General features: G+C 70.1%; 26 protein-coding genes. 13 read left to right on the top strand and 13 right to left on the bottom strand.

Annotated features, from left to right (window positions below):
- Nucleotides 1-98: 98 nt before the first annotated feature.
- From ACSHXN_RS03555 to ACSHXN_RS03545, 3 genes are all read right to left on the bottom strand, one after another.
- Entirely contained in the window at nucleotides 99-1,571 is a 1,473-nt protein-coding gene (locus ACSHXN_RS03555) for a SulP family inorganic anion transporter (RefSeq protein ID WP_355136349.1), read from the bottom strand.
- Nucleotides 1,572-2,017: 446 nt separating this feature from the next.
- The gene (locus ACSHXN_RS03550; RefSeq protein ID WP_355136351.1) at nucleotides 2,018-2,257 is read right to left on the bottom strand and encodes a hypothetical protein; all 240 of its coding nucleotides are present in this window, start codon (nucleotides 2,255-2,257) and stop codon (nucleotides 2,018-2,020) included.
- 293 nt (nucleotides 2,258-2,550) lie between these two features.
- Entirely contained in the window at nucleotides 2,551-3,150 is a 600-nt protein-coding gene (locus ACSHXN_RS03545) for a GMC oxidoreductase (protein WP_438302620.1), read from the bottom strand.
- 605 nt (nucleotides 3,151-3,755) lie between these two features.
- On the opposite strand from ACSHXN_RS03545, the gene ACSHXN_RS03540 reads away from it, so the two are divergent.
- The 5 genes from ACSHXN_RS03540 to ACSHXN_RS03520 all read left to right on the top strand — a co-directional run bounded on the left by ACSHXN_RS03540 (nucleotide 3,756) and on the right by ACSHXN_RS03520 (nucleotide 7,872).
- A complete protein-coding gene (locus tag ACSHXN_RS03540) occupies nucleotides 3,756-4,088 on the top strand; it encodes a metalloregulator ArsR/SmtB family transcription factor (RefSeq protein ID WP_355136353.1) in 333 nt (110 codons plus the stop codon).
- Entirely contained in the window at nucleotides 4,085-4,819 is a 735-nt protein-coding gene (locus tag ACSHXN_RS03535; protein ID WP_355136355.1) for a DUF2071 domain-containing protein, read from the top strand. Before ACSHXN_RS03540 ends, ACSHXN_RS03535 begins: the two co-directional genes overlap by 4 nt.
- A 547-nt stretch (nucleotides 4,820-5,366) precedes the next feature.
- The gene (locus ACSHXN_RS03530; protein ID WP_356113300.1) at nucleotides 5,367-5,744 is read left to right on the top strand and encodes a YciI family protein; all 378 of its coding nucleotides are present in this window, start codon (nucleotides 5,367-5,369) and stop codon (nucleotides 5,742-5,744) included.
- Nucleotides 5,741-6,979 (top strand): RNA polymerase sigma factor, encoded by a 1,239-nt coding sequence (locus ACSHXN_RS03525; RefSeq protein WP_355136357.1) that lies wholly within the window; start codon nucleotides 5,741-5,743, stop codon nucleotides 6,977-6,979. The genes ACSHXN_RS03530 and ACSHXN_RS03525 overlap by 4 nt, the downstream gene beginning before the upstream one ends.
- Complete coding sequence (locus ACSHXN_RS03520) at nucleotides 6,979-7,872, top strand: hypothetical protein (protein WP_356113254.1); 894 nt, start codon at nucleotides 6,979-6,981, stop codon at nucleotides 7,870-7,872. Before ACSHXN_RS03525 ends, ACSHXN_RS03520 begins: the two co-directional genes overlap by 1 nt.
- 28 nt (nucleotides 7,873-7,900) lie before the next feature.
- On the opposite strand, the gene ACSHXN_RS03515 is transcribed toward ACSHXN_RS03520, so the two are convergent.
- The gene (locus ACSHXN_RS03515; RefSeq protein WP_438302619.1) at nucleotides 7,901-8,167 is read right to left on the bottom strand and encodes a hypothetical protein; all 267 of its coding nucleotides are present in this window, start codon (nucleotides 8,165-8,167) and stop codon (nucleotides 7,901-7,903) included.
- 107 nt (nucleotides 8,168-8,274) lie between these two features.
- Entirely contained in the window at nucleotides 8,275-9,498 is a 1,224-nt protein-coding gene (locus tag ACSHXN_RS03510; protein ID WP_356113258.1) for an MFS transporter, read from the bottom strand.
- 47 nt (nucleotides 9,499-9,545) lie between these two features.
- Here ACSHXN_RS03510 and ACSHXN_RS03505 point away from each other — a divergent pair, with 47 nt between their 5' ends.
- Nucleotides 9,546-10,952 carry a PLP-dependent aminotransferase family protein gene (locus ACSHXN_RS03505; protein ID WP_356113260.1) on the top strand — a complete coding sequence of 469 codons (1,407 nt, stop codon included), beginning with the start codon at nucleotides 9,546-9,548 and terminating at the stop codon, nucleotides 10,950-10,952.
- Between the two features lie 256 nt (nucleotides 10,953-11,208).
- Here the strand turns inward: ACSHXN_RS03505 and ACSHXN_RS03500 are convergent, their stop codons facing one another.
- Complete coding sequence (locus ACSHXN_RS03500; protein WP_355136369.1) at nucleotides 11,209-11,457, bottom strand: DUF6207 family protein; 249 nt, start codon at nucleotides 11,455-11,457, stop codon at nucleotides 11,209-11,211.
- Between the two features lie 338 nt (nucleotides 11,458-11,795).
- Here ACSHXN_RS03500 and ACSHXN_RS03495 point away from each other — a divergent pair, with 338 nt between their 5' ends.
- Together ACSHXN_RS03495 and ACSHXN_RS03490 are read left to right on the top strand one after the other, a co-directional pair.
- Nucleotides 11,796-12,434 (top strand): DUF402 domain-containing protein, encoded by a 639-nt coding sequence (locus ACSHXN_RS03495; RefSeq protein WP_355136371.1) that lies wholly within the window; start codon nucleotides 11,796-11,798, stop codon nucleotides 12,432-12,434.
- A gap of 546 nt (nucleotides 12,435-12,980) precedes the next feature.
- A complete protein-coding gene (locus ACSHXN_RS03490) occupies nucleotides 12,981-13,805 on the top strand; it encodes an aldo/keto reductase (RefSeq protein ID WP_438302618.1) in 825 nt (274 codons plus the stop codon).
- Between the two features lie 246 nt (nucleotides 13,806-14,051).
- Here ACSHXN_RS03490 and ctaF read toward each other — a convergent pair whose 3' ends face one another.
- Both ctaF and ctaD read right to left on the bottom strand, forming a co-directional pair.
- Nucleotides 14,052-14,441, bottom strand: a complete 390-nt coding sequence (gene ctaF, locus ACSHXN_RS03485; protein ID WP_355136375.1) for an aa3-type cytochrome oxidase subunit IV — start codon at nucleotides 14,439-14,441, stop codon at nucleotides 14,052-14,054.
- Complete coding sequence (ctaD, locus tag ACSHXN_RS03480; protein WP_438302617.1) at nucleotides 14,438-16,105, bottom strand: aa3-type cytochrome oxidase subunit I; 1,668 nt, start codon at nucleotides 16,103-16,105, stop codon at nucleotides 14,438-14,440. The genes ctaF and ctaD overlap by 4 nt, the downstream gene beginning before the upstream one ends.
- A 337-nt stretch (nucleotides 16,106-16,442) precedes the next feature.
- Between ctaD and ACSHXN_RS03475 the strand changes: the two genes are divergently transcribed.
- The 3 genes from ACSHXN_RS03475 to ACSHXN_RS03465 all read left to right on the top strand — a co-directional run bounded on the left by ACSHXN_RS03475 (nucleotide 16,443) and on the right by ACSHXN_RS03465 (nucleotide 18,573).
- Nucleotides 16,443-16,796 (top strand): DUF6479 family protein, encoded by a 354-nt coding sequence (locus ACSHXN_RS03475; RefSeq protein ID WP_438302616.1) that lies wholly within the window; start codon nucleotides 16,443-16,445, stop codon nucleotides 16,794-16,796.
- 214 nt (nucleotides 16,797-17,010) lie between these two features.
- Nucleotides 17,011-17,979, top strand: a complete 969-nt coding sequence (locus tag ACSHXN_RS03470) for a DNA polymerase Y family protein (protein ID WP_355136427.1) — start codon at nucleotides 17,011-17,013, stop codon at nucleotides 17,977-17,979.
- 267 nt (nucleotides 17,980-18,246) lie between these two features.
- Entirely contained in the window at nucleotides 18,247-18,573 is a 327-nt protein-coding gene (locus tag ACSHXN_RS03465) for a hypothetical protein (protein ID WP_355136381.1), read from the top strand.
- Nucleotides 18,574-18,720: 147 nt separating this feature from the next.
- Here the strand turns inward: ACSHXN_RS03465 and ACSHXN_RS03460 are convergent, their stop codons facing one another.
- Nucleotides 18,721-19,029 carry a maleylpyruvate isomerase N-terminal domain-containing protein gene (locus tag ACSHXN_RS03460; RefSeq protein WP_355136383.1) on the bottom strand — a complete coding sequence of 103 codons (309 nt, stop codon included), beginning with the start codon at nucleotides 19,027-19,029 and terminating at the stop codon, nucleotides 18,721-18,723.
- Between the two features lie 46 nt (nucleotides 19,030-19,075).
- Complete coding sequence (locus tag ACSHXN_RS03455; protein WP_438302615.1) at nucleotides 19,076-19,942, bottom strand: helix-turn-helix transcriptional regulator; 867 nt, start codon at nucleotides 19,940-19,942, stop codon at nucleotides 19,076-19,078.
- A 102-nt stretch (nucleotides 19,943-20,044) separates the two neighbouring features.
- Between ACSHXN_RS03455 and ACSHXN_RS03450 the strand changes: the two genes are divergently transcribed.
- Nucleotides 20,045-20,845, top strand: coding sequence for an SDR family NAD(P)-dependent oxidoreductase (locus tag ACSHXN_RS03450; protein WP_355136387.1), 801 nt, complete (start codon nucleotides 20,045-20,047; stop codon nucleotides 20,843-20,845).
- 196 nt (nucleotides 20,846-21,041) lie between these two features.
- Here ACSHXN_RS03450 and ACSHXN_RS03445 read toward each other — a convergent pair whose 3' ends face one another.
- Nucleotides 21,042-22,241, bottom strand: a complete 1,200-nt coding sequence (locus ACSHXN_RS03445) for a PP2C family protein-serine/threonine phosphatase (RefSeq protein WP_356294746.1) — start codon at nucleotides 22,239-22,241, stop codon at nucleotides 21,042-21,044.
- 328 nt (nucleotides 22,242-22,569) lie between these two features.
- On the bottom strand, nucleotides 22,570-23,448 hold the full coding sequence (locus ACSHXN_RS03440) for an alpha/beta fold hydrolase (RefSeq protein WP_355136391.1): 879 nt from the start codon (nucleotides 23,446-23,448) through the stop codon (nucleotides 22,570-22,572).
- 56 nt (nucleotides 23,449-23,504) lie between these two features.
- Here ACSHXN_RS03440 and ACSHXN_RS03435 point away from each other — a divergent pair, with 56 nt between their 5' ends.
- Nucleotides 23,505-25,526 (top strand): BTAD domain-containing putative transcriptional regulator, encoded by a 2,022-nt coding sequence (locus ACSHXN_RS03435; RefSeq protein WP_438302614.1) that lies wholly within the window; start codon nucleotides 23,505-23,507, stop codon nucleotides 25,524-25,526.
- A gap of 45 nt (nucleotides 25,527-25,571) precedes the next feature.
- On the opposite strand, the gene ACSHXN_RS03430 is transcribed toward ACSHXN_RS03435, so the two are convergent.
- Nucleotides 25,572-26,531, bottom strand: coding sequence for a helix-turn-helix transcriptional regulator (locus ACSHXN_RS03430; protein ID WP_383358147.1), 960 nt, complete (start codon nucleotides 26,529-26,531; stop codon nucleotides 25,572-25,574).
- Between the last annotated feature and the right edge of the window lie 81 nt (nucleotides 26,532-26,612).

The following is a 26,612-nucleotide window of genomic DNA, read 5'->3' as shown; positions in this document are numbered from 1 at the left end:
CGCCGGAGCAGGTCTTCACCGCTCGGTTCGCCTCCGCGGGCGACGGGCCCGGCGGGATCGACCCAGTGCGACGGACCACCGTCCCGCAGCCCTTCGGCTCAGACCGAGGCGGGAGAAGGCTCGGGGTGGATGGTGCGTGCGTTGTGCTGGTCGGCCCAGTTCTGCAGCGCGCTCATGCAGGCGTGGTCGAGGTGCAGCAGACCGGTGAGGTTGAGCTCGGTGGGCCGATGTGCGGGAAGCTGCTCCAGGGTCTCCAGGATGCGGGGCAGCCGCAGGAAGGTCGCATGGCCGAGGATCCGCACCCGCACCGGTCCCGTTCCGGTGTCATCGACCTCGATCTGAACGCGTGAGGTCTCCCAGGCGGTCTTCACCACCGACAGCAGCAATCCGATCAGCACGCCCTCGAACATGTTCGTGAAAAGGATCGCTCCCGCGGTGACCACCAGTACCACGGCCTCGCCCCGGTGATCGCGCCAGAGGGGGCCGAGTTCCTTGTGGGGCAGCAGTTTGAGGCCGGCGTGGATGAGGACCCCGGCGAGAGCGGCGGTGGGAATCAGGTCCAGGAGGTGGGGCAGCAATGCGGCGAACAGCAGGAGCCAAACACCGTGCAGGACGCGCGACAGTTTCGTCGTGGCTCCCGCCTGCACATTGGCGGCACTGCGGACGATCACCGCGGTCATGGGTAGTGCGCCGAGCAGTCCGCACACGGTGTTGCCTGCGCCCTGTGCCATCAGCTCCTTGTCGTAGTCGGTCTTGGGCCCTTCGTGCATCCTGTCGACGGCTGCCGCGCTGAACAGGGATTCCGCGGAGGCGATAAGAGTGAAGGCGACGATGGTGGTGAGCATGGCCACCTCCGCCAACTTCTCGAATGCGTCGAGGCCGGGTGGCTGGATGGAGGCCATCAGCCCGTTGACCTCGATGCGGGTGACGGGCAGGTCGAAAGCGAAGGCGGCGAGCATCGCCGCTCCGACCGCGACGAGTGGGCCGGGCAGCATCTGCGCTTTCGGCGGCAGCTTCTTCCACAGCGTCATGATCGTGACCGTTCCGGCACCGACACCGACGGCGGTCAACGCGGCGCCCGAGCCGACGACGTCGGCGACCAGGTCCGGCAGCCCCGCGATGTTCGACGTACCGCTGCCGGGGGCCTTGCGGTCGGCGAGCGCGTAGAGCTGTCCCGCGATCAGCACCAGTCCGATGCCGGCCAGCATGCCGTGCACGACGGACAGCGAGATGGCACGGAACAGGCGTCCCAGACGCAGTGCGCCGAGGGCCAGTTGAAGGAGTCCGGCGGCGAGGACGATGACGCCGAGCGCGGACAGTCCGAAGTCCCGCACGGCGGTGAACACGAGCACGGTCAGCCCGGCGGCCGGGCCGCTGACCTGGAGGCTGCTGCCGGGGAGCAGCCCGGTGACCAGACCACCGACGATGCCGGTGATCAGGCCGAGTTCGGCCGGTGCTCCCGATGCGACGGCGACTCCCACACACAGGGGCAGGGCGACGAGGAAGACGATGAGGGAGGAGGAGAGGTCGGTCCGCAGTGCGGTCGCGAAGTTGGATTTGCGTGAAGTCATGGCGTTCTTTCTGCGGGAGGAAGGAACGTCGCGGAGGCGCCGGAGTGTGCGGTGCCGCATGGGCCGTGGCCCGCCCGTGTCACGGGGACGCGAAGCTATGAGTGTGCGGGGGGTGGCGACGACCTTGCGGGTGTCGGCGGTGCGGTACCGGGTGCGCGGCCGCCGAGGGCCGGATCCAGGCGCCGGGCGATGAACGGGATGGAGGCTCGGACGGGCGAGCAGGGTCGGGGCGTGCTGCTGTATGACGGAAGCGGCGTCCGGACCGGGAGGTCCGAGCGACCGTGATGCGATTGCGGGCGCGGATCCCGGCAGCACATTCGAGACGGGAAGGGTGCCGTGGGGATCACGGGGTGCGGCCGCACGCCGTCGGCCGGCATTCCGGAGCGTTCACGCGCGGACGCCGGCCGCCGCACCCGTACCGGCGCGCGGGCGCGGTGATGGTGCTCTCAGCAGCGCAGGACAACCGTGCCGGGAGTGGACGCGATGCTCCCGGGACCCATCGTCCCTTGCCATGTTGCCGTGGAGGCAGTGCCGGGTGCGGCGCGGTCGGCGTCGACGGCGGGGGTACCGTGCGTGGGAGCCCCGAGTTGCTGCCGTCCGTAGGGGGAGGTGGAGCGGGACTGCACGCCTCCGCTGTGCTGGTGGTGCCCCTCGGCGTCGGGGCCGGCGACGGCGGTCGAAGGCATCGCCCGACAGCGTGGATCGCTTACGGAGACCGCCTGTTGACGGCAACCGTCCGGCTCGAGCACGGTCAGGTGCGACGCACAGGTGCTGAATGTCGTGTGGAGGACAGCCAGGAGGGCGAGCAACGCAAGGGCGTACAGGCCGCGACATCTCGCGGGCCGCACTGCGCTGTGGGTGTGCCGCATCCGCATCTCCTGGTGTGTGTTCTCCGCCAGGAAACTCCGGACGGCGGCCACCGGCGACCGGAACGCAGCCAACTGCCACCAGATTCACTCGATGCGGCGATCAGCGGCGTTTATGGGGTGACGCGCAGGTGTGTGCCGCTCACGCCGTGCTGAGGATGAGCTCGGCTGTATGTTCTCCCACCGTCACGGACGGGGCGTACGTGTTCCCACGAGTGATGGCGGCCATGACGGAGGCGTCGACGACGCGGAGCCCCGTGCTGCCGTGTACCTGCAGTGGGGTCGACAACCGACTGCTCGTCCTCGGTCGCGCGGCAGGTGCTCGCAGGATGCTTGATGGAGACCCGGGACTCGCGTGCGCACTCCGGCAGCGATACGTCGTCCGTGGCGGTGGGGTACGAGGCGGAGCCGATGAGTGCCCGCATGATCGGGCTTTCGCACGACTCCGGGGTCCTGCACATCCCGTCCACCATCAGTTCCCGCTCCGCCGCCTCGGTGGAGTACCGCGGGTCGATGAGCGGCGCGGCCACTGGGTCGGTGGAAGCGAGCCGTACGGTGCCCCGGCTCTCGGGCGCCAGGAGTGTGACCAGGCAGGAGAACCCCGGTGCACCGTTGCCGAGGAGGTCCACGAGCATCGGTGTGAGCTCGACGTCCGGGGCTTCGGCGCCGTCCGCGCAGCTCAGGAAGGCGCCGGCCTGGCCGATGGAGGCCAACGGTCCGCGCAGCCGTCGGCACAGAGGGCCCGGTTCTCCTCGCTGAACGCGTCAAGCCATGTGGAACCGCGCACCACGGGCAGGCTGATCAGTACCGACGGATGGTCCTGCGGGCCCAGTCCCGCCCCGGGCAGACGGTCCACCACGGGGATGTCCCGTTCGGCCAAGTGGTCGGCGGGGCCGATGCCGGACCGCATGAGCGGTTGCGGAGACCGCCCGCACCTGTTGCCGGATCCGTGATGCGCGACCGCCACGCGGACACCGAGGTCGGCAGAGTCCGCGGTGCGACGTCGGGCGGCCCCACCCCGCACATCTGCGCTTCCGGAACACAGTGGAGTCGTCGGTCCCGCCATGCCGGTGTGACCACTGCGGTCACACCGGCATGGCGCTGGGCCTCGACCCGCGGACGACTGTGTCCGAAGCCCATCGGGGCCGGTATACGACGGCCAGGGGCCCCGGACGCCCCACTCTTGCTGAACCCTCCAGTCGGCGGGTGAGCGGGTCCCGGAAGCGGGCCGAGCGGATACCGTCGGCCGCGACCCGTGCCGACCGATGTGGGGCCCGACCCCTTGTTAGATGTTTAGCCAAGGTGCTAAATATCGAGGATGACGGGAGCTCAGGACGAGGCGGGAGCCTTCCGCGCCCTCGCCGATCCGACAAGACGCCAGATTCTCGAGGACCTCAGAGGCGGCGAGCTCGCGGCCGGTGAGATCGCAGCCAGGTTCGCGATCAGCGCGCCTTCCATCTCACGACATCTCGGTGTGCTCAAGGGGGCCGGACTCGTCACCGAGCGACGGGAAGGCAACCGGATCTTCTACGCGCTGGCAGAGCAACGTCTGGCCAACTCCATCGGCCGGTTCCTCAGCGCCGTCTGCCCCGAACAGATCGTGCTCCGTCACACCACATGGCGCCCCGCAGCGCAGAACGAGGAATCATGAGGCAGCCGCGATTGTCCAGCGTCGTGGAACGCAGGCTTCTGGTGAACTATCGAGTCGCGCCGGACGCCGCAGCACGCCTGCTTCCCGGGGCACTGCGCCCGCACCTGGTGCACGGCTACGCGGTCGCGGGCATCTGTCTGCTGCGCCTGGGACATGTACGGCCCACCTGGGCACCCAAGGCCTTCGGACTGCGGAGCGAGAACGCGGCACATCGGATCGCCGTCGAGTGGGACGGACCGGACGGCGTGGAGACCGGCGTCTATATCCCACGGCGCGACACCGCCTCATGGTTCAACACCTGGGCCGGAGGCCGCCTTTTCCCCGGTGAACACGGCCGCGCCGACTTCGAAGTGCACGAGACGCCGGGTCAGATGCGCGTCGCCCTGGCGACACGGGACGGCGACACCCGGGTGGATGTCACCGTCGAGCTGTCCGACGAGTTGCGCGGCAGTGAGCTCTTCGCCGATCTCGCCGAGGCTTCGCGCTTCTTCCGAGGCGGGGCAAAGGGGTTCTCGGCCACCGGCTCCGGCCGTCACCTCGATGGGATGGAACTGCGGACCAGTGCCTGGCACGTGGAGGCCGGCCGGGTTCGCTCCGCCGCGTCGTCCTTTTTTGACGACCCGGACCGCTTCCCGACGGGGAGCGCGACCCTCGACTGCGCTCTGGTCATGCGCGGTGTCCCCGTCAGCTGGCGGCCACTCCCGGCGATGGCCTCCCGACTCGCCGACTGACGCACCCGCATCTGCACCGAGTCGGTCGCGCCTCGCGACAACTCCAACTTCCTTCGAACGCGGAGTTCGTCAGGAACCGGGCGATGGAGCTTGCCCCATTGGCGGCCCCGGCTCCGCTCTGCGAACCGACGGTGTGTGGTCGGCCCGGACGGGCCGAACCCCGTTGACAGCTGTCCCCACGTGCAGCCCGTGGTGGCCACGAACACGGTGATCGCCGGCATGCGCCGGTGCCTGTATCCGCGGTCGCCCTCGTCCTTGGGCCGTGCCGGAGCGGTGCGACGGGGGCATGGCCGGTCATCACGCTGTGAGTACGGGTTGTACATCCGTCGGGCCATGCAGGCGGTCGTCACGGTTGCTGCGAAGCCCGACCCGCCCGGTGCCGTGGTCGCCGGTTGCGCCCTGCTCCGCTGTGCTCGGCACGCCGCCGTACCCCGGCCCTCGCGGATCCGGCGAGGATGGTGCAATCGGGGTGTCGAGATACGGTCGGTCCGTTCGTCATCCTCTTCGACCGGCCGTGATCCGGGCGAATGGAGGACACGTGCAGTACATGCTGTTGATCTACGATTGCGAGCGGCCCGAGCCCGACGATCCGGGTTTCGCCGAGGCGCTGGCCAGGGTGAACGCGTTCGCCGACGAGTGCCGTCGGCGGGGCGCGTTCGTCTCCGGGCATCCCCTGCAGGGCGAGCACACCGCCACCACCGTCAGCGTGCGGGACGGACGGACGCTGACCACCGACGGTCCGTACGCCGAAACCCATGAGCACCTCGGCGGCATCTACGTCCTCGACTGCCGCAACCTGGACGAGGCCCTGGAGCTGGCCGCGATGTGCCCGATGGCCGAGCAGGGCGGGATCGAGGTGCGGCCGATCGTCGGTGTTCCGGGCCTGGACCACCGTCCTGCGGACCCGGCGGCCACCCGCGAATGAACGCCGCGGCGATCCTGCAGCCGGTCTACCGGGAGCACCGGGCGAGGATGCTGGCCGCTCTGATCCGTGTCCTCGGCGACTTCGAACTCGCCGAGGACGCGCTGCAGGACGCGTGCGCGCTCGCGCTGGGCTCATGGGGTGAATCGGCGCCCGACGATCCGGTGGCGTGGTTGCTGACCGCGGCCCGCAACAGGGCGATCGACCGGCTCCGCAGGGCCCGGCTCGGTCGAGCGAAGCTCGCCGAACTCGGCGCGGAACACGAGGCGGTGACGACGATGACGAACCTCGAGGAAGAGAGTCTGCTCGGCCTGGGCGACGAGCGGCTCAGCCTGATCTTCACCTGCTGTCACCCCGCCCTGGCCGAGGACGTGCGGGTCGCCCTGACCCTGCAGGCCGTAGCCGGACTGACCGCCGGGCAGATCGCCCGGACGTTCCTGGTCGGCGAATCGACTCTGGCGCAACGCCTGGTGCGCGCGAAACGGAAGATCCGGGATGCCGGCATCGGCCTGGAAGTGCCCGCCGACCCGCTGTTGCCCGAGCGGCTGTCCGGAGTCCTCGCCGTGATCTATCTGATCTTCACCCAGGGCTACATCGCCGCTCCCGAACGGTCCGAACATCGCACGCTGTCCCAGGAGGCGATCAGGCTCGGCAAGCTCGTCGCCACCCTGATGCCCGACGAGCCCGAAGCGCTCGGCCTGGTCGCCCTGTTGCTGCTGCATGACTCGCGCAGCGCAGCCCGCTACAGCGCTTCCGGTGAGGTGGTGCTGCTGACCGACCAGGACCGGTCCCGCTGGGATCACACGGAGATCGTCGAAGCCGTCGGGCTGCTGGACCGTGCGCTGTGCCTGGGCAGGCCAGGCCCCTACCAGCTGCAAGCCGGGATCGCCGCGCTGCACGCCCAGGCCGTCCGTGCCGATCGGACGGACTGGCCGGGCATCGCCGCCCTCTACACCCGACTGCTCGCGCTGGCCCCGTCACCTGTGGTGGCGCTCAACCACGCCGTCGCGGTGGCCATGGCCACCGGTCCCGACGAGGGACTGGTGTTGATCGACCGGATCGACGGGCTCGACCGCTACCACCTGCTGCACGCCGCCCGCGCGGATCTGCTGCGCCGCCTGGGCCGCACCCTGGACGCGGCAGCCGCGTACCGGCGTGCCCACGAACTGGCCACCAACCCCGCCGACCGGCGATTCCTTGCCGGCCGGCTACACGACCTCGACATCCCGGAGTCCTGATGAGACTGTCCGTCCTGGACCACGGCCACCGCCGCCGTGTGAAGCTGTTCCTGGCGCTCACCTCCGCGACGTCGCGTGTGGACAGCCCGGACATCGTGAAGACGCTGCTGTACCGGCCCGGCTTTCTCACCCGTCCGCTGCTGGAGCTCACCGCCGATGCGATGCGCGGACCGTCGTACTGGACCGCGGGGGAACGCGAATACCTCGCGATGTGCACCGCGCGGCTCCACCAGTGCCCGTTCTGCATCGACACGCACGCCGAACTCACCCGCATCGCCGGCCACGGCGAGATCGACCCGGACGATCCCGAGTCGGCCCGGCCACAACTGCGCGCCGTCCGGCAGTTCCTCGAGTCGGCCGGCCTGACCCCGGACCGCATCTACGCCGCCGAAGTCACCGCGGACCTCGCCGACCTGCCCGAGCACGCGTTGCAGGAAGCGTTGCGCGTCAACCTGGTGTGGAACATCGTCAACCGCCTGGCGAACGCCTTCGGATTCACCCTCCGTGAGGGCCAGTTGCACAGCGGTACCCGTGCGCTGCACCGCTTCGGCTATCGCTTCCCGTCCTTCCTGCTCAACGACGGCCCCGCGACCGGCCACGGCGACGCCGTGGCCGACCTTCGCCACTCGGTGCTGGACGCGCCTGCCACCACCGATCCGGCGCTGCGCGCCGCCGCAGCGGCCGGTGAGCCACTTCCCGGACCGTGGCAGTCGTACGCCGCGACCGTCCGTACGGCCTCGTACCGGATCACCGAAGCGGACCTGGACCGGCTCACCGCCGAGGGGTGCTCGGAGGACGAGATCTTCGAAGTCACCGTCGCGGCTGCGGTCGGCGCGGCACTGCACAGCTTCGACACCGGCCGCAACGCACTGGCCCGCATGACCACGGGTTGACGCGACGATCGTGCCCGGCCTGAGGAAGCTACAGCGCTGCCCAGGGCGACACGGCGGGCATCCCCCTGAGGACACCGCGGCCGGGCGACGGCGGCGGCGTCACCCGACTCGCGGGCCCGGCGGGCGGAGCGAGAGCGATGCGCACGGCCGGCGGCGTGGACGGCCGGCCGATGACGCGCGCGATCTGCTGGGCCCGCTCGAGCGCGGAGGCGCCGTCGGCGAGGCCTTCCTGGATGAGGCCGAGGCGATGGGCGTAGGCGGCCTCGAACTCCTCGCCGATCAGGATCCATCGCATGGCGTTGCCCCATGCCGTCTCCCGGGGGAGGGGCGGGAGGCGGCTCCACCGAAGGGGTGGATCCCCCGGCGGACCGCGAGTTGACGGAAGCGGGCTTCCCGGGGCGGTCACGCGGATGTGGGCGGCCGGCAGCAGTTCGATGCCCGCAGCCGGTCGTGCCACGCCGGGGCCAGGGCGACGAGCATCACGGCGGCGGTGAGGGCGAAGGCGGCCGGGTAGCCGGTGTGCGCCGCCGCTGCGCCGAAGCCGACCGCGCCCAGGCCCATCCCACCGTCGTAGGCGACGTTCCACAGCGCGCTGACCGTCCCGTACCCGGACTCCGGCACCCTGGCGTACATCAGCGTCAGCGTCGCGTTCTGTGCCACCCCGAAACCGGCCCCGAACAACGCGACCCCGGCCAGCACCGCCACCGGACTGCTCGTCACCGACGTCACCAACAGGCCGCCGGACGACGCGAGCAGTCCGGGCAGTACCAGGCGGGCCGGGCCGTGGCGGTCGCCGAACCGCCCGGCGAACCAGCGGGCAGCGGTGGCCGTCGCGGGCTGGGCGAAGAGCGCGACCGCCACCAGCCCGGACAGTGAGGCGGGGACGGCGACCGGCAGGAACGTCACGATGATCCCAGCGCCGATCGCGGTCGTCGCGAACACCGCGGTGGGCCGAACCAGAGCACCGTTGCGCAGGCCCGCGAGGACCCCGGCGTCCCGGCCCGCGGAGCGTTCCCGCCCGGGCAGCCCCGGTACCACCACGACGGCGGCCAGCGCCGCCATCCCGCCGGCCACACACACCGGGGTGAACCCCACGTGCGAGGCCAGCCACACACCCAGCGGCAGGCCCACCAGGGACGGCACACCCGACACGATCCCGGCCAGGGCCAGTCCCTCGCCGCGCCGCTCGGCCGGGATCAGGGACGCCGTCAAAGCACCGCCGGCGACGACGGTGAGGGCGAAGCCCAACCCGCGCAGCAGACACATCGCGACGATCCACGCCATGCCGTCTCCGGCGGTCAACACCAGTGCGGGCGCGCCGAGCAGGCCCAGACCCGCCGCCAGTGCCACCCGGTAGCCGTATCGTGCGACCAGGCGCGGGGTGGCCAACTCGCCGCCGACCGTGGCCAGCATCAACGCGCCCGTGGCCAGGCCGGGGCTGCCGCCGCTGTGCTGGGCGTACAGCGGCACCACCGACAGCAGCAGGAAGAAGCTTGCGGAGGCGCCGATCACCGTCAGGAAGCGCAGCAGCAACTGCCGTGTCACCAGCGGAGGAAGAGCAGGAGCGGGAGGGGCGTCCGGGAAGCGTGCCGTGTCGGCGGACGACGAGCTGGGTGGCTTGGTCATGCTGGTGACGCTAGAGGTCGCCCGGCCCCCCGATAAGCTCCATTTCCATGCCGCTGGAGTGGTCCGGTCTCTCGCCCGAACTGCTGCTCACCCTGGACCGGGAGAGCGCAGAAGGCCTGCGCACGCAGATGGAACGCCAGATCAGAGACGCCATAAGGGCCGGCCGTCTCGAGGTCGGAGAGCGGCTGCCGTCCTCCCGTGAACTGGCCCGTCGCATCGGAGTCTCCCGCGGCCTCGTCCAGGACTGCTACGCCCAACTGCAGGCCGAGGGCTACCTTTCCACCCGGGTGGGTGCCGCCACCACGGTCGCCGCCCGTGCCTGTCCGCCGCCTGCGCCGACTCCCGCACCGCCGCCCGCTCCACGCCTCATCGCCGACTTCCGGACCGGTGTCCCCGACCTCGCGTCCTTCCCGCTGGCCGACTGGCTGTGGGCGATGCGCGAGGCCGGCCGTGCCCTGCCGACCGCCGCGCTCGACTACGGCGAGCCGCATGGGGCGCCCGCACTGCGCGAGGTGGTCGCCGGGTACCAGCGGCGGGTGCGGGCCGCCGCGGCCGACCCCGAACGGACCGTCATCTGCTCCGGCTACGCCCAGGGCCTGGCCCTGGTCCTGCGCGCGTTGGCCGCCCAGGGCGTGCACACCCTCGCCTACGAGGACCCGGGCGCACCGGTCGCGACGGCCCTGGCCGCCGCGCACGCCCGGATGACCGCCGTACCGGTGCCCGTCGACGAGGACGGCATCGACGTACGGGCACTGGAGCGGACCGGCGCGCGGGCGGTCCTGGTCACCCCCGCGCATCAGTGGCCGACCGGGGTCGTCATGGCCGCCGAACGACGACGTGCGCTGATCGCCTGGGCACAGCGCCGGGACGCCTTCGTCATCGAGGACGACTACGACGCGGAGTTCCGCTACGACCGCGACCCGGTCGGTTCGCTGCACGGGCTCGCCGCCGATCGCGTCGTGGCCATCGGCACCGTGAGCAAGTCCCTCGCGCCCGCACTGCGGCTGGGCTGGTTGCTGTGCCCACCGGCCCTGGTCGAATCGGTCGTGGCGTTCAAGGTGTCGGACGACCGCGGATCGCCCACCCTGGACCAGATCGCGCTCGCCCGGCTGATCGCGTCCGGGCGCTACGACCGCCATCTGCGGCGGATGCGGACGGTGTACGCGGCCCGGCGCGCCACCCTGGTCGAGGCGCTCGCGGCGCACGCCCCCGGCGTACGGCTCACCGGCCTCGCCGCCGGCTTCCATGCGGTGGCACACCTCGGTTCGGGCCGCGATGAGGAGCAGGTCGTTGCTGCGGCCCGCACCCGACGGGTCGGGCTGTACGGGATGGCGGCCAACCGCTCGGTGCCGGCCGGTTCCAGCGGCGCGAGGCTCGTGCTGGGCTTCGGCGATGTGACGGAGCGCGCGATCGCGGACGGCGTCGCCGCGGTGGGCGATCTGCTGGCCGGCTGAACGCGGGCCGGATACCCGGAGACCGGGAAAGTGGTCCGGCGCCCGATGCATCGGCACACCCGTTCTGGACGGAGCGCGACAGACCGTCCCCATGCGGGGCCACATGTGCGGGACATGGGGCCGAGATGCGTCCACGCACGACAGAGCCGGCCGAACGGGCAGGTGGTCATGCCGTGGTGTCGAGCGGCACGGTGCCCGCTGCCCACGGTGTTCCGCCCCCGTTCGAAAAGCTTGCCGACCGTCCTCCCAGCCCGTATCAGCCCGGGCGCCGGCGCATGTCCAGGTGGCAGCGCAGCCGTACTCCGGACCGCCCGGGATCCCGGGGCGCGCGCTCGATCCCGGTGGTCACCCACATCGCCGCCAGAACCGCATGAAACGCAAAGGCAGTCGCGTCGTCCGCGGCCACCACGTCGACCACGATCAGACCCGGCTCCGACACATGAACCTCGTTGATCACATCCACGAACGACATCACGTCCGGCGGCAGACGACAGGTTCTTGCCACGGAGGCCAACCACTCGACTGGCGGAGCAAAGCCCGCCCCGATCCGACCGTTTGCGGTTCTGCCGTCGGCCGACCGGCACCGGAGGAGGCACTGGAGACAGTCGGCTCGTAGGTGTCGGTCACGCGGTACCCCTGACGCGCGCGCGACCATCGCACTGCGAGGGCTCGGTGCCGCCCGTCCTGACGGTTACGCAACTCGCGGGGCACCGATCGCCGTGGTCGAACGTGCGGCGACAGCCCAGGACCGCGCTCCGGCGATTCGGACGGAACCGACGGAGGGTGATGGCTCGGCCGCAGTCCGGTGAGGAGGATCCGTCGGGCCGGCGCGAAGGAGGCGCGGTGCGCAGCTTTGAGGCTGGAGAGACGGTCGTACGACGCGATGTGTATCGCGGCGGCCGCGTATGGAGCGAGCAGGCGCTCCGGGTCGTCGCCGACAGCACCGATGCGCTGGTGACCGCATGCGCGCCGGGGGCGGAGCTCCGCCGGCCGTGGCGGTACGTTCAGGCCTGTGCCGACGGCGACCGGTTCCCGCGCTGTGAGGCCTTGGAGGCGATGGCCATGGGGGAGTCGGAGCTTGTGGGCGGGGTGTGGCAGGACACCGAACTGCTGCTGTGGAAGCCGCCGACGGCGTGGTTCAGCGTCAACGCCTTCTACACGAGTGCCGGGATGCGCAACTGGTACGTGAACTTCGAGCACCCCATCCGGCGCACGCGGGGCGGGTTCGACACCTTCGACCTGGCTGTGGACCTGATTGTCGCCCCCGACCTGAGCCGCTGGCACTGGAAGGACGAAGACGAGTACGCCCAGGTGCGACGGCTCGGGATCGTCACCGACGCCGAGTACCGGGCCGTGGACGCCGCCCGAGATCAGGCCCTCGCGATGATCGAGGAACGCACCGGTCCGTTCGGTGACGCGGCCGTGTGGAGGTCATGGCGGTGGGGGCCGGGTTGGCCGGTCCCGCGCCTGCCGCGGAGCTGACGCGTTGCTTGCGGCTTCCGCGGACCTCGAGATCGGACCCTCTCCGGTCGAGAGCCCACGAGGATTCCCGCCCCCCAGATGTTTGCGTGCGACTACAAATTCCAAGCGCGGTATCCCGCGTTTGCCCTTAGCAGGCGTCTGCAACTATTGTTGGTGCTTGTAAGTGCTCCCCGTGATCATCTGCACCTCTACGCACGACCCGGCTACGCGTCGTCCCATGCGACGACGTCCCGCACAACACTCACCAACGGAGTGTGATCATGAGAACGACCACGATCGACGCCTCCTGACCGTCCTGGACCCCGGAGGCCACCTGCGCCCTTCCCTCCGACGAGCGGGCGGTCCTCGTCTCGGGGGAGACCGGCACCCCCAACCGACGGCGGCTCCTCGCTTCGGGGCGTCCCACTCCGGTGCGCCGCCCACCCGGACGGCGCCGACGGGCTCGGCGGACGTACGCCGAAGACGACGGCACCCTGCCGGCGCGTTCGTCAGGACGCCCGGCCACCAAGCCAGACCAGTACTTCGTACGAGAAAGCTCCACCCACCATGACTTCTGTCCCCACTGTCACCCTCAACAACGGCGTGCAGATCCCACAGCTCGGCTTCGGCGTCTTCCAGGTCCCCGACGAGGAGACCACCGCGGCCGTGGCCTCCGCTCTGGAGGCCGGCTACCGCTCCATCGACACCGCCGCGATCTACGGCAACGAGTCCGGCGTGGGCAAGGCACTTTCCGCGGCGGGCATCCCCCGCGAGGAGTTGTTCATCACCACCAAGCTGTGGAACGCCGACCAGGGCTACGACGCCACGCTCAAGGCATTCGACGCGAGTCTCGCCAAGTTGGGCCTCGAGTACATCGACCTGTACCTCATCCACTGGCCGACGCCCGTCCGTGACCTGTACCGGGACTCCTGGCGGGCGATCGAAAAGCTGGTGGCCGACGGCAGGGTCCGCGCCCCGGGCGTGTCCAACTTCCAGCCCGCCCATCTGCGGCGGCTGGTCGACGGCGCCTCGCTCCTGCCTGCCGTCAACCAGATCGAGCTGCACCCTGGCCTGCAGCAGTCCGAGTTGCGCGCGCTGCACACCGAACTGGGCATCGCGACCGAGGCCTGGAGCCCACTGGCCCAGGGCGCTGTCCTCGGCGACGACGCGATCACCACCATCGCGCAGCGGCTGGACAGGTCGCCCGCCCAGGTGGTCCTGCGCTGGCACCTGCAGCTCGGCAACATCGTGATCCCCAAGTCGGTGACTCCCGCTCGCATCCGAGAGAACCTCGACGTCTTCGACTTCACCCTGTCCGACGACGAGATGGCCGCGATCACCACACTCGACCGTGACCTGCGCACCGGCCCGGACCCCGACACCTTCAACTGAGCCGCTCAGCAAGGCGTGGTGGAGCGGCGGGAAAGCCGATGATCGGCTGGTTTGCGCCGCTGGACGGCGTGGGGCAACCGGTGGGTGGGGCGGCGATCGCCGCACCCACCGGCGTCTCCGTGTCGCGTACGGCGTGACGGCGCGCAGTCCGTGGCGCACACGAACTGTCGGCGTCGGCCGGGTCCTTCCGGGCACCCGGCGGCGGTGCCGTGACCGGATACCGGCCGGCCGCTCCAAGGCGACCGGTCAGTCCTGGCGGGTCGCGTACTGGAACGCCATCCCCAGAACCCCTCGAGCCAGCACCCCGGCGCCGATGAGGAAGAGCCACAGTCCGTAGACCACGCCCAGGGCGGCGACGCTGAAGCCCAGCGCCGTGACCAGGGGCCAGGGGCTGTGGGGCGGGAAGAACTCCAGCGCGCCGGCGGCATCCGCCACTTCCGCGTCGGTGCGGTCCTGGGGGCGGCGTCCGCGGCGCCGGTACTGCACCGCGCAGAAGAAGGAGACCACCGCGGCCATGCCGAAGGCGACGATCAGTACCGCTGTGCCGGCCGGTTCGCCCGACCATGCGCCGTACAGCGCGGCGGCGGCGGCGAAGAACACGGCGACACCGCCGAAGAGCAGGGCCTCGATCTTCATCGCAATTCCTCCTGCGGTGCCTGCCGGACGATCTCTGGGTGGTGCAGGTCGAAGGTGGGCGAGTTGGACCTCACCCGGGGCAGGGCTCGGAAGTTGTGGCGTGGCGGCGGGCAGGACGTGGCCCACTCGAGGCCGCGGCCGTACCCCCAGGGGTCGTCCTCGGTGACCTGTTCGGCGTGCCGTGCGGTGTGCCACACGTTGTACAGGAACGGCAGCGTGGAGACGCCGAGCAGGAACGCCCCTGCGGACGAGAGCGTGTTGAGCAGGGTGAAGCCGTCGGCGGCCAGATAGTCGGCGTAGCGGCGCGGCATGCCCTCCGTACCGAGCCAGTGCTGGACCAGGAAGGTCAGCTGGAAGCCGATGAACAGCAGCCAGAAGTGCACCTTGCCCAGCCGTTCGTTGAGCATTCTGCCGGTGAACTTCGGCCACCAGAAGTAGAAGCCCGCGAACATGGCGAAGACCACGGTGCCGAAGAGCACATAGTGCAGATGCGCCACGATGAAGTACGAGTCGGTGACGTGGAAGTCCATCGGCGGGGACGCGATGAGCACGCCGCTCAGACCGCCCAGCAGGAACGACACCAGAAATCCCACCGACCAGAGCATCGGTGTCTCGAACGACAGCGATCCCCCGCGCATCGTCCCGATCCACGCGAAGAACTTGATGCCGGTGGGCACCGCGATCAGGAACGACATCAGGGAGAAGAAGGGCAGCAGTACCGCGCCGGTGGCGAACATGTGATGAGCCCATACGACCGCCGACAGCATCGTGATCGCGACCGTCGCACCGATCATCGGCAGGTAGCCGAACAGCGGCTTGCGGGAGAACACCGGAATGATCTCCGAGACGATACCGAAGAACGGCAGCGCGACGATGTAGACCTCGGGATGGCCGAAGAACCAGAACAGGTGCTGCCACAGAAGGGCGCCGCCGTTCGCCGCGTCGAAGATGTGCGCACCGAACTTCCGGTCGGCCTCCAGACCGAGCAGCGCCGCGGTGAGCACGGGGAAGGCCGGCAGCACCAGGATCGAGGTGAACAGGATGTTCCAGGTGAGGATCGGCATCCGGAACATGGTCATACCGGGTGCCCGCAGACACATGATGGTGGTGATGAAGTTGACCGCGCCCAGAGTTGTCGACACGCCCGTCACCACCAGGCCCATCACCCACAGGTCCCCGCCGGCGCCGGGGGAGCGGAGGGCACTGTTCAGCGGGGCATAGGCGAACCAGCCGAAGGACGCGGCACCCCCGGGCACCGCGAACCCCGAGACCACCATCAGACCGCCGAAGAGGTACATCCAGTACGACAGGGCGTTCAGACGCGGGAAGGCGACGTCCGGGGCGCCGATCTGCAGCGGCATGACCGCGTTGGCGAACCCCGCGAACATGGGTGTGGCGAAGAGCAGCATCATCACCGTGCCGTGCACCGTGAAGAACTGGTTGTAGGTGTCCTCGGACATGAGCTGCAGTCCTGGACGGGCGAGTTCGGCCCGCATCCCCATCGCCAGGAGACCGGCGAAGAGGAAGAAGCAGAAGGCGGTGACCATGTACAACCGGCCGATCACCTTGTGATCGGTCGTCGTCGCCCAGCGCAGCAGCGATCGGCCGAGCGGGGACGGGGCGGAAGCACCGTGCCGGGCGGCGGGTTCCGACAGACGGGACATCCTCCTCCTCCAAAAGCCCGACCTCGCGGGCGTCAGGTCCGCTGCGAGGTCGGGCGGCATACGGGCGCGACGCGAGTGCCCGGCGCGCGCCGAGGCAGACCGGTCGGGCTGAGGAGGCGGACATGCCGCATCCGTCCGGGTCGGCCGGTGGGGAAGATCACCGGTCGAAGTGGCCGTACGCCGCGACTTTACTGACGGGCATCCCGGGCGCCGCGTTGCGCCACGCCCGTTGCGCGATCCTTCACTGCCGCGGGCGCACGACGGGCTGTGCGGCCGCACGTCGACGTGTTCCCCTCCCTCTCCGGGGAACCCGGCGGAAATGATGATCTCGATCGAAATGGCAGCTTCGGACGCTGCGTGGGGCGTGGCCGGCGCCCTGGTGGTCGGTCTCGTCGTCGCCGGGTTCCTGGTCTGGGCCATCCGGCTCGGGATCAAGGTCCGAGGCAGGGAACAGGGCCCCTCACGCACCTCCCCACGGCCCCCGCACCCCGATTCCGGCGACGGTCCCGACATGTCGGCTCATGAGCGGAGGGAGCCGGACGAAGTGCCGCGAGCTGCGGACGAGAGCGAGCGCCTGACGCCGCACCAACTGCATCCCGGCGGGAGCAGGCGCAGCGAGGACCAGAGTCGCCCCCGGTGGAACTCCGGCTTCAGCGGCTCCTCCGGCAGCGGCGGCTCCGGCGCGAACTGATCGCACGGCGCCCGCGCTTGTCCACCGCGGGCCACGGGTTCGCCTCCGAACGATGTCGACAGCGCCTCATTCCGCTCCCGCCGGTTCAGCGGCCGAGCCTTCGAGATCCGGTGGCCCGCCCTCGCGTGTTCGAATTTACGTTCGATATGGTGGCTGTGGAGGAGGTGGAGTCGCCGTGACTGATGACACAACGGGGCGTGGACCGTCCGTCGTGATGCATGTCCGCTGTCCGGACCGGGTACCCGAGGAGGTCTTCCGGCGGGTCCTCGAGGAACTCGCGGAGCTGTCGCCGGTCGTACAGGCCCTACCGCCGTCAGCCGCCCTGGTCCAGCTCAGGGGTGCGCTGCGCTATCACGGCGTCGATCCTGGTCGGCTGGCGGAGGTACTGCGGGTGCGGACTCTCTCCCGCCTGGGTGTCGATGTGCGTGTCGGCATCGGGCCGTCGATCACCGTGGCCGCCACGGCCTCCGGCCGGATCGATGGCCCGGGCGGCGTACTGGTCGTCACCCCCGAGCGCGTCACCGAGTGGCTTGCCCCGCTTCCCGTGGAAGCCCTGCACGGCATCGGTCCCCACCAAGCGCGTGCCCTGCGCGACTACGGAATCCACAGCGTCGGCCTGCTCGCAGCTGTCCCGCCGGCCACAGTGCAGCGTCTGCTCGGCGGCCGCACCGGGCGCCTGGCGGTCGACCGGGCCCACGGCACCGATCCCCGCCCCGTCGTCCCGCGCGCCCTGCCGGCCTCGGCCGCGGTCCGGTGCGCCTTTGTCCGGCACACCCTGGACGGTGCCGAGGTCCGCACCGCCCTGCTCGACCTGGTCATCCAGCTCGGACGGCTGTTGCGCCGACGGGGTCAGGCGGCCCGAGGCCTGACACTGACGCTGCGGTTCGTCGGCGAGGGCAGGTGGGAGAAGACCCGCCGCCTGCCGGACACCTCCGCGCACGACGATGACCTGCGCACCCTGGCCTACCAGTTGATGGATGCCGCAGGCCTGCAGCGAGGCCGGCTCGCCGGACTGACGCTCAGGGCGGAGGATCTGGTGGAAGCCGATCAGGTCGCCGAGCAGCTCAGCCTTGACGGTGCTCGCGCTTCGCGGCTCGCCGCCGAGGCCGTGAGCGACCGTATCCGCGACAAGTTCGGGCCCGGCGTGATCGGCCCGGCGGCGAGCTTTCGTCGCGCTTCGTGACAGGCTCAACTCCCGGGTTTCTGCCGCAGTCCGGCTTCCTCCACGCATGCCTGCCGTCACCCGACATCCGTAGCGACCCGAGTCGACCCGGAATCCGCGTCGAACAGGAACCGGTCGCGGTGACGGGAGCGGGATGCCTCCGGGCCGACACGGACGCCATGCCGGCGACCTGTACGGTCAGCCGAGGTCGACGATCGCTGTGACACCCGTCTGCCGTGGACCACGTCACGGAATGCGCCCGGTTTGCGAGTGTTAGAGGCTGAGCTCATGGCCGAGCATCGCGTGGTCGTGCGGGGGCCCGGCGGATCCGGCGGCCGGCGGGTCTGTATCGATGGCGAGACCCTGGGCACGGCGTATTCGCTGCACGACCTGACCGTGTTCCTTCGCTACATCGGTCTGACGGGAGGAGACGAGCTGGACGTGGCCGAGTCGGATCTGATCGAGTGGCACGGCGGTGGCCCGGAGGTCTGGCCGCGCAAGGGCGGCGGACCGGACTGCTGGGCGGGGCCGGGTGAGCTCGCCCCCTCGTCCGGAGAGCTCACGTCATCGGCCGAGGAAGCGGGCGGGCGCGGACCAGGGCGCGCAGGGCGCTGACCACGGACGGAAGTGGATCGGGACCATGGGGACCGTCCCGTACCTCGCAGACATGGCCCCGAAGATCGGTCGGCCGAGGCGCACGGACCCTACGCTCAGTAACCGCTGAGAAGCGTGCGCACCGCTCGTAGGGCTTCAGGGCCCGCGTCACTGTGCCGGCGTGAGGCAATCCGCAGGGCGACGGCCCCAGATGAGAAGCGCGCGGACGGCCGCGTCCCTCTCGATCGTGGCCCGATAGGGATTCTCCCGGTCGAACCCTCGCGTCTCGACCGGTGCGCCGGCGAGGTGAGCGGTGAGAACCCGGGCCAGCTCTTCGGCATTGCCCGTCTGATGGATCAGGATGTCGCGCACCGTCCAGGCCTCGCACCAGGTGCCGTCGTCGGGGCGGCGCGCCTGCACGGCATGCGCGAAGACCTCCAACTCCGGAAGAGCATCGGTGACACGCCTCGGAATCATGCCGAACGCAGTATCCGGACACCGCCCACGTGAACACGCGGGCGTTTCACCCGCCGGCGCGCGTGTCGGGCCGTACGACGGGGGTCGCGTTCCAGCTGGCCAGGAGCGGCAGGACGCGGGCGGTGGGGGAGTCGGGCTGTGTCGTGTAGACGACGAGCCGCTGGTCCGGTTCGTGGGGCGCACAGACGATCTCGATGTCGAACGACATCGGGCCGGTGGCAGGGTGCCGAATGCGTTTGGTCACGGACGCGTAGTCGCGTACGGCGTGGTCGTCCCACCACCGGGCGACATCGCGGTCGGTGGTGCGCAACTCGTCGAGGAGCGCCGTGAGCCGGTTGTCGTAGGGGCGGCGGGCGATCTCCCGGCGCATCGTGGCGACGGTGGCCGAGGCGAAGTCCGCCCAGTTCAGGATCCGCTCACGGGCGGCCGGATCCTGGAACATGAAGCGGACGAACGATGACCCCGGTTCCAGTGGACGGCCCAGTACCTCCGTGAGCAGGGCGTTGCGGGCCAGGACCTCCCCGCGGTGGCCGAGGAGCAGCACCGGGACATGATCGAGGGTGTGCATCAGTCGCAGAAGGCCGGGATCCGGGCGCTGGGGGGCGTGCGAGGTCGCGACCCGGTGCCGGGTGGTGGGCGCGGCGAGGTCCCGCAGATGCGCGCGCTCGACCTCGTCCAGACGCAGTGCCCGCGCCAGCGCGTCGAGTACTTCGGTGGAGATGTTGGCTTGGCGTCCCTGTTCGAGCCGGCTGTAGTAGTCCGGGCTCAGACCTGCCAGCACGGCCAGCTCCTCGCGCCGCAGCCCCGGCACCCGTCGGGCCCCCGGGAATGCCTCGATGCCGGCTTGCGAGGGCGTGAGGCGGTCTCGCCGGGAGCGCAGAAACGCCCCGAGCGCGGCGCGGTCGCGTGACATGGCTCCAGGGTAGGCGGCCCATCGGCCCCCTGGGTGGTCCTGGCATGCCCAGGTTCATCCTGACCTGGCCCGATACCAGCGGGCCGCCCTAGAAAGGGATCCATGACTTCCCTTCACACGAACATCAGCACCCCCGCCGCCACCGGCGCCCGGCTGTCCGGCCGTACCGCTGTGATCACCGGCTCGACCAGCGGGATCGGTGCGTCGATAGCGCGCACACTGGCCGGCGAAGGCGCACACGTCGTCGTCAGCGGCCGACAGGCAACCCGCGGAAAGAACGTCGTCGAGGAGATCCGGCAGGCCGGTGGCAGCGCGGACTTCGTCCCGGCGGACCTGGCGGGAAGCTACGAGCAGCTGCGCGCCTTCGCGGCACAGGCCACCGACGTGCTCGGGGGGCGGGTCGACATCCTGGTCAACAACGCGGGCATCTATCCGGCGACGCAGACCGAGGACCTGTCGGACGCGGACCTCGACGCCATGCTGTCGGTCAACATCCGAGCCCCCCACGTCCTGGTCGCGGCGATGGCGCCGGCCATGGCCGAGCGGGGCAGCGGCGTCATCGTCAACATCGGCTCCTGGATGGCCCGGGTCGGCAGCCCCTTCGCGGCGATGTACACCGCGACCAAGGCTGCGGACGAGCAGCTCACCCGCAGCTGGGCCGCTGAGTACGGGTCGCGGGGCGTACGAGTGAACACCGTCGCGCCGGGGGCGACCCTCACACCCGGCAACGAGGCGGGCCGCGCGCAGCTCGACGCGCTGACGGCCGCCACACCGGCAGGCGTTGTCGTGCAGCCGGACGACATCGCCAAGGGTGTCCTCTACGTCGTCAGTGACGACGCGGCCATGGTCCACGGCATCACGCTCTACGTGGACGGCGGGATTTCCGCCACCCGCCTGTCCTGACCACTCATCGAGGCGGGCCAAGCGGGTGACGACCGGTCGGCCGGCACGAGCGTGCGGCCGGCCGGCCTGCGTGTCCATCCTTTCGCGGCCCTGCCATGTGCTGAAGCGGCGGGCGTGGTGATCACGCGAGGCGTCGGTGGGTGTCCTGGGCACGCGCACCAGGGACGGACCTGGCTGCGATCCCCTGCCCCCACCGTCAGCAGTCGGCGCCGGCTCTTGCGTGTCGGCCTCCGTGACAGGGGCCGTGCCAGTCCAGACAGATCACCGTCGCGTCGTCGGCGAGATGCCCCTCGCACGCGTCGGTGACCGCGGAGGCCAAGTTCCGGACGACCTCGCGGGGATGCTCGGCTGCGGTGTCGTGGATGACGCGCCGCAGGTCGACGGCTTCCGCCTGACGTTCTTGCATGCCGTCCGTGTAGAGCACCAGGCGGTCCCCGGGCCGCAGATCGAGGTCCTGGACCCGGTACGGGGAAGGGGACTTGAAGCCGAAGGGCAGGCTGACGTCCAGGTGCAGCGTGTCGACGGTGCCGTTGCGCAGTCGAAGTGGCCAGGGGTGACCGGCGTTGACTGCCTGCGCGCGGGTGCCGTCCAGGGCGACTCGCAGCAGCTGTCCGGTGGCGAACGAGCTGCGGCCGTGGTCCAGGAGGGCCTGGTGGGTCCGGCGGGCCTGTTCGGCCAGATCGGCTCCGGCGCGCCGGGCGCCACGAGAAGCGTTGACCAAGACGGTCGCCATGAGGGCGGCATCAACGTCGTGGCCCATCGCGTCGGAGATGGACAGGTGGAGGGTGTCGTGGTCGAGGGTGTAGTCGTAGCTGTCGCCGGCGCAGTTGTCGGCGGGGATCAGCGTGGCGGCGAGGGCGAACTCGGCGGCTTCACAGGAGGGGGCCGTGGGCAGGAGCTGGCGCTGGATCTCGGCGGCCAGGGTCACCGGGACAGTGCGCTGCCCCCAGTGGTAGAGGTCGGTGAAGCGACGGTCGGTGACAAGGATGTAGGCCAGCGCGTGCGCCATCCCCTCGACCTGGTCCAGCGCCTGCTGCGTCACGTGGGGCAGGAACAGTTCCAGTACGCCGATGGCGTCGCCGCGGTTGGTGACGGGGGCGAGCACTCGATGTCCTCGCCCGCCGTCCAGCGCCTGCACCAGCTTCTGGTTGCGCAGGACTTCCTCATAGAGGCTGCCGGCCAGAAGAATCTGATCGGCGCGGCACCCTCGCTGTGAGTCGGTGTCCTCGCCGACCCTGACCATCTTCCGGCCGACGATGTCGACGAACAGGAACGACACAAACTGTGCGCCGAACCGCTCCCGCAGACTGCGCGCCACGACATCGAGGGACGCCACCGGCGCGGCGTCCTCCGCCGCGGCCAGAACTTCGGCCAGCCACATCCGATTCTGCGCCATCGCACTCTCCCTCGGTTCTGCGGTCCCCTTCCCGCAGTCACCTCGGGCATCACCATTCCCACCCTCTCAGCGCATGCCGGACTTGGCGAGGGATGTTCAACATCTGGACAAAAACCAATATCCAGCAGGTAGCGGTATGTATATGGCAAACGTGCACCGTCGAGGCCGCACTGCCGACCTTCGTACACCTCGCCGATCGGCCGTCACTCCCCGTATCCACCCGCAAAGCCACTGGTCAGGCCTGCGTGTGTCGGCACGGTGCACGCTGATGACGGCTCCCGATCCGGGCCTCAGGTGACTGCGGCCGATGGCGGCCCGTCCGGGACGATCACCGCTTCATCAGGTTCAGGACCAGCCTGGCGATGTCCTCCGGAGCCTCCTCGGCCATGAAGTGACCCGCCCGGGTGGTGAAGTGATCGAGGTCGGTGCTCCACGGCCGCCAGGTCGCGGCGGCGTCGAACCCCAACTGCTGCCCCCAGTCCTGCTGGACGACCGACACCGGCATGGTGAGCCGGTTGCCGGCGTCGAGGTCGGCCTGATCATGTTCGATGTCGACGGTCGCGGTGGCGCGATAGTCGGCGACGATCGACGGAACCGCTTCCCGGCATGCGCGAAGGTACTCGGTGCGCACGTCCGCCGGGATCGCCTCGGAGCTCATGGACCAGACGTCGAGGAAGTGGCCGAAGAACGCGTCGGCGCTGCCCGCGATCATCTGCTCGGGCAGACCGGGCGGCTGAGCCATCAGGTACAGATGGAAGGCCACCGCCGCGCCGACCCCGTGGAGGACGTTCCAGGTGTCCGGAGTGGGAACGATGTCCAGGATTCCCAGGTGACTGATCCGATTCGGGTGATCAAGGCCGGCCCGGAAGGCGACATGCGCACCGCGGTCGTGCCCGACCAGCGCGAACCGGTCGAACCCGAGTGCGTCGGCCAGGCCGACGATGTCTGCGGCCATCGTCCGCTTCGAGTAGGTGTCCTCGGTGACCGCTTCCGGCTTGCTGCTGGCGCCGTAACCGCGAAGGTCGGGGCAGACCACGGTGTGGTGCTCGGCCAGGACGGGGGCGACGTGCCGCCACATCAGGTGGGTCTGCGGAAAGCCGTGGAGCAGCACGACGGCCGGTCCCTCCCCGCCGGTCGCCACGTTCAGCTCCACGCCGTCAGCCACAGCGATCGACCTGGTCTCGAACCCCGGAATGCTGATGTCCATCGTTGTCGTCTCCTTCTCCCTGACGCGTGAGTCGCTGCGACACACGCGTCGGATGCATGAACGACAGGGATGATCCGAGAGCCGAATCAGCAGTGGATCAGCAGCAGCCCGAGACCTACGACAATGAGGACATGGAGATCCTCGTCAACGTGCTCGGGCCGATCGAGGTCACGGATGCCGAAGGCCACCCTGTACCGGTGGGGAGCCGGCGCCGCCGCGAGCTCCTGGGACGGCTGGTCGCCGCCGGCGGCCGGTCCGTCCCGCTCCAGGTGCTGGTCGAAGACCTCTGGGAGGACCCCCCGCCCGCAGCGGCCGGGACGGTCCGCACCTTCGTCGCCGAACTCCGCCGCGCCCTCGAACCCGACCGTCCTGCGCGAACCCGGTCACTCACCATCGAGACCGTCGGCACCGGATACGCCCTGCGGATTCCACGGGCACACGTCGACGCCCACCGATTCGAGGACACCCTTCGAGCCCTGCACAACGCGCCCAGCGGTCAGGGTGCCGGTGCGCTGAGCGAAGCACTGTCGTGGTGGCGGGGCGAGCCGTACGCAGACCTCGACGCCTCGCCCTGGCTGACGCCGGAGCGCGCCCGGCTGACAGAACTGCACCGTGAAGCCGTCGAGCTGCGCGCCCGAGCGATGCTCGACCTCGGACGTGGCGCGCCCCTCGTCCCGGAACTGGAGGCGTTCGCCACCGCACACCCGTGGCGGGAGCACGCCTGGGTTCTGCTTGCCCATGCTCTCTACCAAGCCGGCCGCCAGGTTGATGCGCTGGCCCTGCTGCGTGACGCGCGAGCCAGGCTGCTGGAACGGTTCGGACTGGAATCGGCGAGCAGCCTCGACCATCTCGAACGCGACATCCTCCGTCATGCTCCGCATCTCACGCCCGCACCCCGGGACGAGGACCGGCTGCGCCTGCTCACCCGCACAGAAGCGACGGGGACCTACACCCGGCTGCGCTCCATGAGCACTGTCGCCCGGGCCGCCGCGGTCACAGGCGGCACCAATCTGGTACTTGCCCAAGAGCAACGCGCCGCGGCGGCCGCGGAAGCAGAACGGACCGAAGACCCCGGCCTCACCGCCCGCGTGATCGCGGCGTACGACGTCCCCACCATCTGGACGCGCACCGATGATCCCGCACGGTCCAAGGCCCTGGTCGCGACCACTCGGCGCACGCTGCACCGGCTGGGACCAGGGGCTTCACCCGCGCTGCGAGCACGTCTCCTCGCCACCGTCGGGCTGGAGCATCGCGGAACCCGAGACCGCTGGGCGGCCGAGGCGGCGACCGAAGCCGAGCGACTCGCCCGAGAACTCCACGACCCCAGCGTGCTGGTACTCGCGCTCAACGCCCGCTTCGTACAGTCCTTCCAACGCCCCGGGCGCACCGGAGAACGCGACGTGATCGCCGGCGAGCTCATCGAAGTCTCCACGCGGCACGATCTTTCGATGTTCGAGATCCTTGGACACCTGATCAAGATCCAGGTCTGTGCGGCCCGCGGCGACACCGAGAGCGCGCAACGGCACGTCGAGTCGGCCGAGCGGCTCGCGGCCATTCACGAGACCCCGCTCGTTCACGTGCTCACCGCCGCTTTCCGGGCCATGCAGCTGGCAGAACGCTCGGACGACCCCGCCGAGGTCGCTCATGCCTATCGCACCGTAGCCACCGACCTCGCAGGCGCCGGCATGCCCGGGGTAGAAGCCGGCATCGTGCCGCTCGCGCTCCTCTCCCTGCGCATGCGCCACCGACGTCCCGTGCAGGTGGACCCCGCCCTCGACTGGGGACCCTGCCGTCCCTGGATCCAGCCCCTCCTCGAGCTCGCCCGTGGCAATCCCACAGCGGCGCGCGAAACTGCCGCCGTCCTGCCCAGACCCCCTGCCGACCACCTGTACGACGCGCTCTGGGCCGTCAACGCGCACACAGCGATCCTGCTCCAGGACCCATCACTCGCCACGCAGGCGCACAACGCCCTCTCCCCCCTGCGGGGCGAGATCGCGGGTGGCACAACAGCCTTGATGAGCTTCGGCCCTGTCAACGACATCCTGGCCACGCTTGATCAACACCGCATGCGGAGATGACGCCCGCCGTCCGTCGGCACCTACCTGCGCAGGCACCGAGCCGACTCAACTGCCGTTCAGCGCCTGATGCGGAGTACGGCGATACATGTCCCGGTAGAGGGAGGCGAACCGCCCCGGGTGGTAGAAGCCCCAGCGAGCGGCGATCCCGGTGACCGTGGAACCTCCGGCGGGGTCGGCGGCCACCAGATCCCGATGTGCCTCCGCGAGCCGCACACGACGCAGATGGGCGAGCGGGGTGGTGTCCAGATGGCGCCGGAAGGCGTACTGCAGGGCCCGCGGGGTGACATGGGCCGCCGCAGCGATCTGCGCGAGCGTGATCGGCTGGTCGGCGTGGTCGTCGATATAGGCGAGGGCGAGGCGGAGCACCACCGGGTGTGCGTCGCTCCTCTCGGAGCCTCCCTCGTCGGGGAGCGCGGTGTTCGGGAAGGCGGACAACACACTGGCCGCCAGGTGCTGCGCGGCGGTGGACGCCACCAGAGGCTGGTCGGCGACGGCGGGGTCCGCAAGGACGTGGTCACGCAGATAGTTGATGGCCTGGCTCAGCTGCCGTGCGGCCGCCGGCGAGTGGGGCCGGTGTCCGGTCACCCTGACCGACTCGTCGCCCTGCGGTCCGGTCGAGCCGGCCACCTGGGCGAGCAGTGCAGGCTCGAGCATGGTGATGGTGTAGCGCGCATTGCAGATCCGTCCGGCATACGGCAGGTCCGGGGGCGCGAACAGCACCACGTCGCCGGGGCCGAAGGAGTCCTCGACACCCTGGAAGGTGTGATCCCGCACCGTACCGTCATGGACAACGCACAGACAGAGCTTGCCGAGCGGCGTCACCGCGTAGCTCATCTCGAAGTCCAGGTCGAGTTCGTCGACGCTCACCGCGTCGATGCCCGTGCGGTGGATACGGGCCCGGCTGGGGCCGGCGGTATTGCTGCCGATGCGCATCCTGGCATAGGCATGGCTGAGGAATTCCTCGGTCTCTTCGAGGTCGTCGCTGTCGAAGGTCAGCGTCTCCATGGATTGCCTGATGCCCGCGAACGGCTCCCGCATGTGATTCCTGAACAGGTGTTTTTCGTTTCTTGTACGGCGGATGGTGAA

Origin of the sequence: Streptomyces sp. HUAS TT11 (genome assembly GCF_051553595.1) — a bacterium.
GTDB lineage: Bacteria > Actinomycetota > Actinomycetes > Streptomycetales > Streptomycetaceae > Streptomyces.
The sequence above is the reverse complement of the archived record's forward strand: the minus strand, read 5'-3'. Positions and strand labels throughout refer to the sequence as shown.

What these genes read in the sequence shown, in the direction of transcription:
- ACSHXN_RS03530 (WP_356113300.1), top strand. Translation starts at nt 5,367, where the DNA reads ATGCTGTTGATCTACGATTGCGAGCGGCCCGAGCCCGACGATCCGGGT.
- ACSHXN_RS03435 (WP_438302614.1), top strand. Translation starts at nt 23,505, where the DNA reads ATGAACGACAGGGATGATCCGAGAGCCGAATCAGCAGTGGATCAGCAG.
- ACSHXN_RS03555 (WP_355136349.1), bottom strand. Translation starts at nt 1,571, where the DNA reads ATGACTTCACGCAAATCCAACTTCGCGACCGCACTGCGGACCGACCTC.
- ACSHXN_RS03490 (WP_438302618.1), top strand. Translation starts at nt 12,981, where the DNA reads ATGACTTCTGTCCCCACTGTCACCCTCAACAACGGCGTGCAGATCCCA.
- ACSHXN_RS03525 (WP_355136357.1), top strand. Translation starts at nt 5,741, where the DNA reads ATGAACGCCGCGGCGATCCTGCAGCCGGTCTACCGGGAGCACCGGGCG.
- ACSHXN_RS03505 (WP_356113260.1), top strand. Translation starts at nt 9,546, where the DNA reads ATGCCGCTGGAGTGGTCCGGTCTCTCGCCCGAACTGCTGCTCACCCTG.
- ACSHXN_RS03465 (WP_355136381.1), top strand. Translation starts at nt 18,247, where the DNA reads ATGGCCGAGCATCGCGTGGTCGTGCGGGGGCCCGGCGGATCCGGCGGC.
- ACSHXN_RS03540 (WP_355136353.1), top strand. Translation starts at nt 3,756, where the DNA reads ATGACGGGAGCTCAGGACGAGGCGGGAGCCTTCCGCGCCCTCGCCGAT.
- ACSHXN_RS03430 (WP_383358147.1), bottom strand. Translation starts at nt 26,531, where the DNA reads ATGGAGACGCTGACCTTCGACAGCGACGACCTCGAAGAGACCGAGGAA.
- ACSHXN_RS03515 (WP_438302619.1), bottom strand. Translation starts at nt 8,167, where the DNA reads ATGCGATGGATCCTGATCGGCGAGGAGTTCGAGGCCGCCTACGCCCAT.
- ACSHXN_RS03520 (WP_356113254.1), top strand. Translation starts at nt 6,979, where the DNA reads ATGAGACTGTCCGTCCTGGACCACGGCCACCGCCGCCGTGTGAAGCTG.
- ACSHXN_RS03440 (WP_355136391.1), bottom strand. Translation starts at nt 23,448, where the DNA reads ATGGACATCAGCATTCCGGGGTTCGAGACCAGGTCGATCGCTGTGGCT.
- ACSHXN_RS03475 (WP_438302616.1), top strand. Translation starts at nt 16,443, where the DNA reads ATGGCAGCTTCGGACGCTGCGTGGGGCGTGGCCGGCGCCCTGGTGGTC.
- ACSHXN_RS03450 (WP_355136387.1), top strand. Translation starts at nt 20,045, where the DNA reads ATGACTTCCCTTCACACGAACATCAGCACCCCCGCCGCCACCGGCGCC.
- ACSHXN_RS03460 (WP_355136383.1), bottom strand. Translation starts at nt 19,029, where the DNA reads ATGATTCCGAGGCGTGTCACCGATGCTCTTCCGGAGTTGGAGGTCTTC.
- ctaD (WP_438302617.1), bottom strand. Translation starts at nt 16,105, where the DNA reads ATGTCCCGTCTGTCGGAACCCGCCGCCCGGCACGGTGCTTCCGCCCCG.
- ctaF (WP_355136375.1), bottom strand. Translation starts at nt 14,441, where the DNA reads ATGAAGATCGAGGCCCTGCTCTTCGGCGGTGTCGCCGTGTTCTTCGCC.
- ACSHXN_RS03510 (WP_356113258.1), bottom strand. Translation starts at nt 9,498, where the DNA reads ATGACCAAGCCACCCAGCTCGTCGTCCGCCGACACGGCACGCTTCCCG.
- ACSHXN_RS03470 (WP_355136427.1), top strand. Translation starts at nt 17,011, where the DNA reads ATGCATGTCCGCTGTCCGGACCGGGTACCCGAGGAGGTCTTCCGGCGG.
- ACSHXN_RS03445 (WP_356294746.1), bottom strand. Translation starts at nt 22,241, where the DNA reads ATGGCGCAGAATCGGATGTGGCTGGCCGAAGTTCTGGCCGCGGCGGAG.
- ACSHXN_RS03535 (WP_355136355.1), top strand. Translation starts at nt 4,085, where the DNA reads ATGAGGCAGCCGCGATTGTCCAGCGTCGTGGAACGCAGGCTTCTGGTG.
- ACSHXN_RS03455 (WP_438302615.1), bottom strand. Translation starts at nt 19,942, where the DNA reads ATGTCACGCGACCGCGCCGCGCTCGGGGCGTTTCTGCGCTCCCGGCGA.
- ACSHXN_RS03550 (WP_355136351.1), bottom strand. Translation starts at nt 2,257, where the DNA reads ATGCCTTCGACCGCCGTCGCCGGCCCCGACGCCGAGGGGCACCACCAG.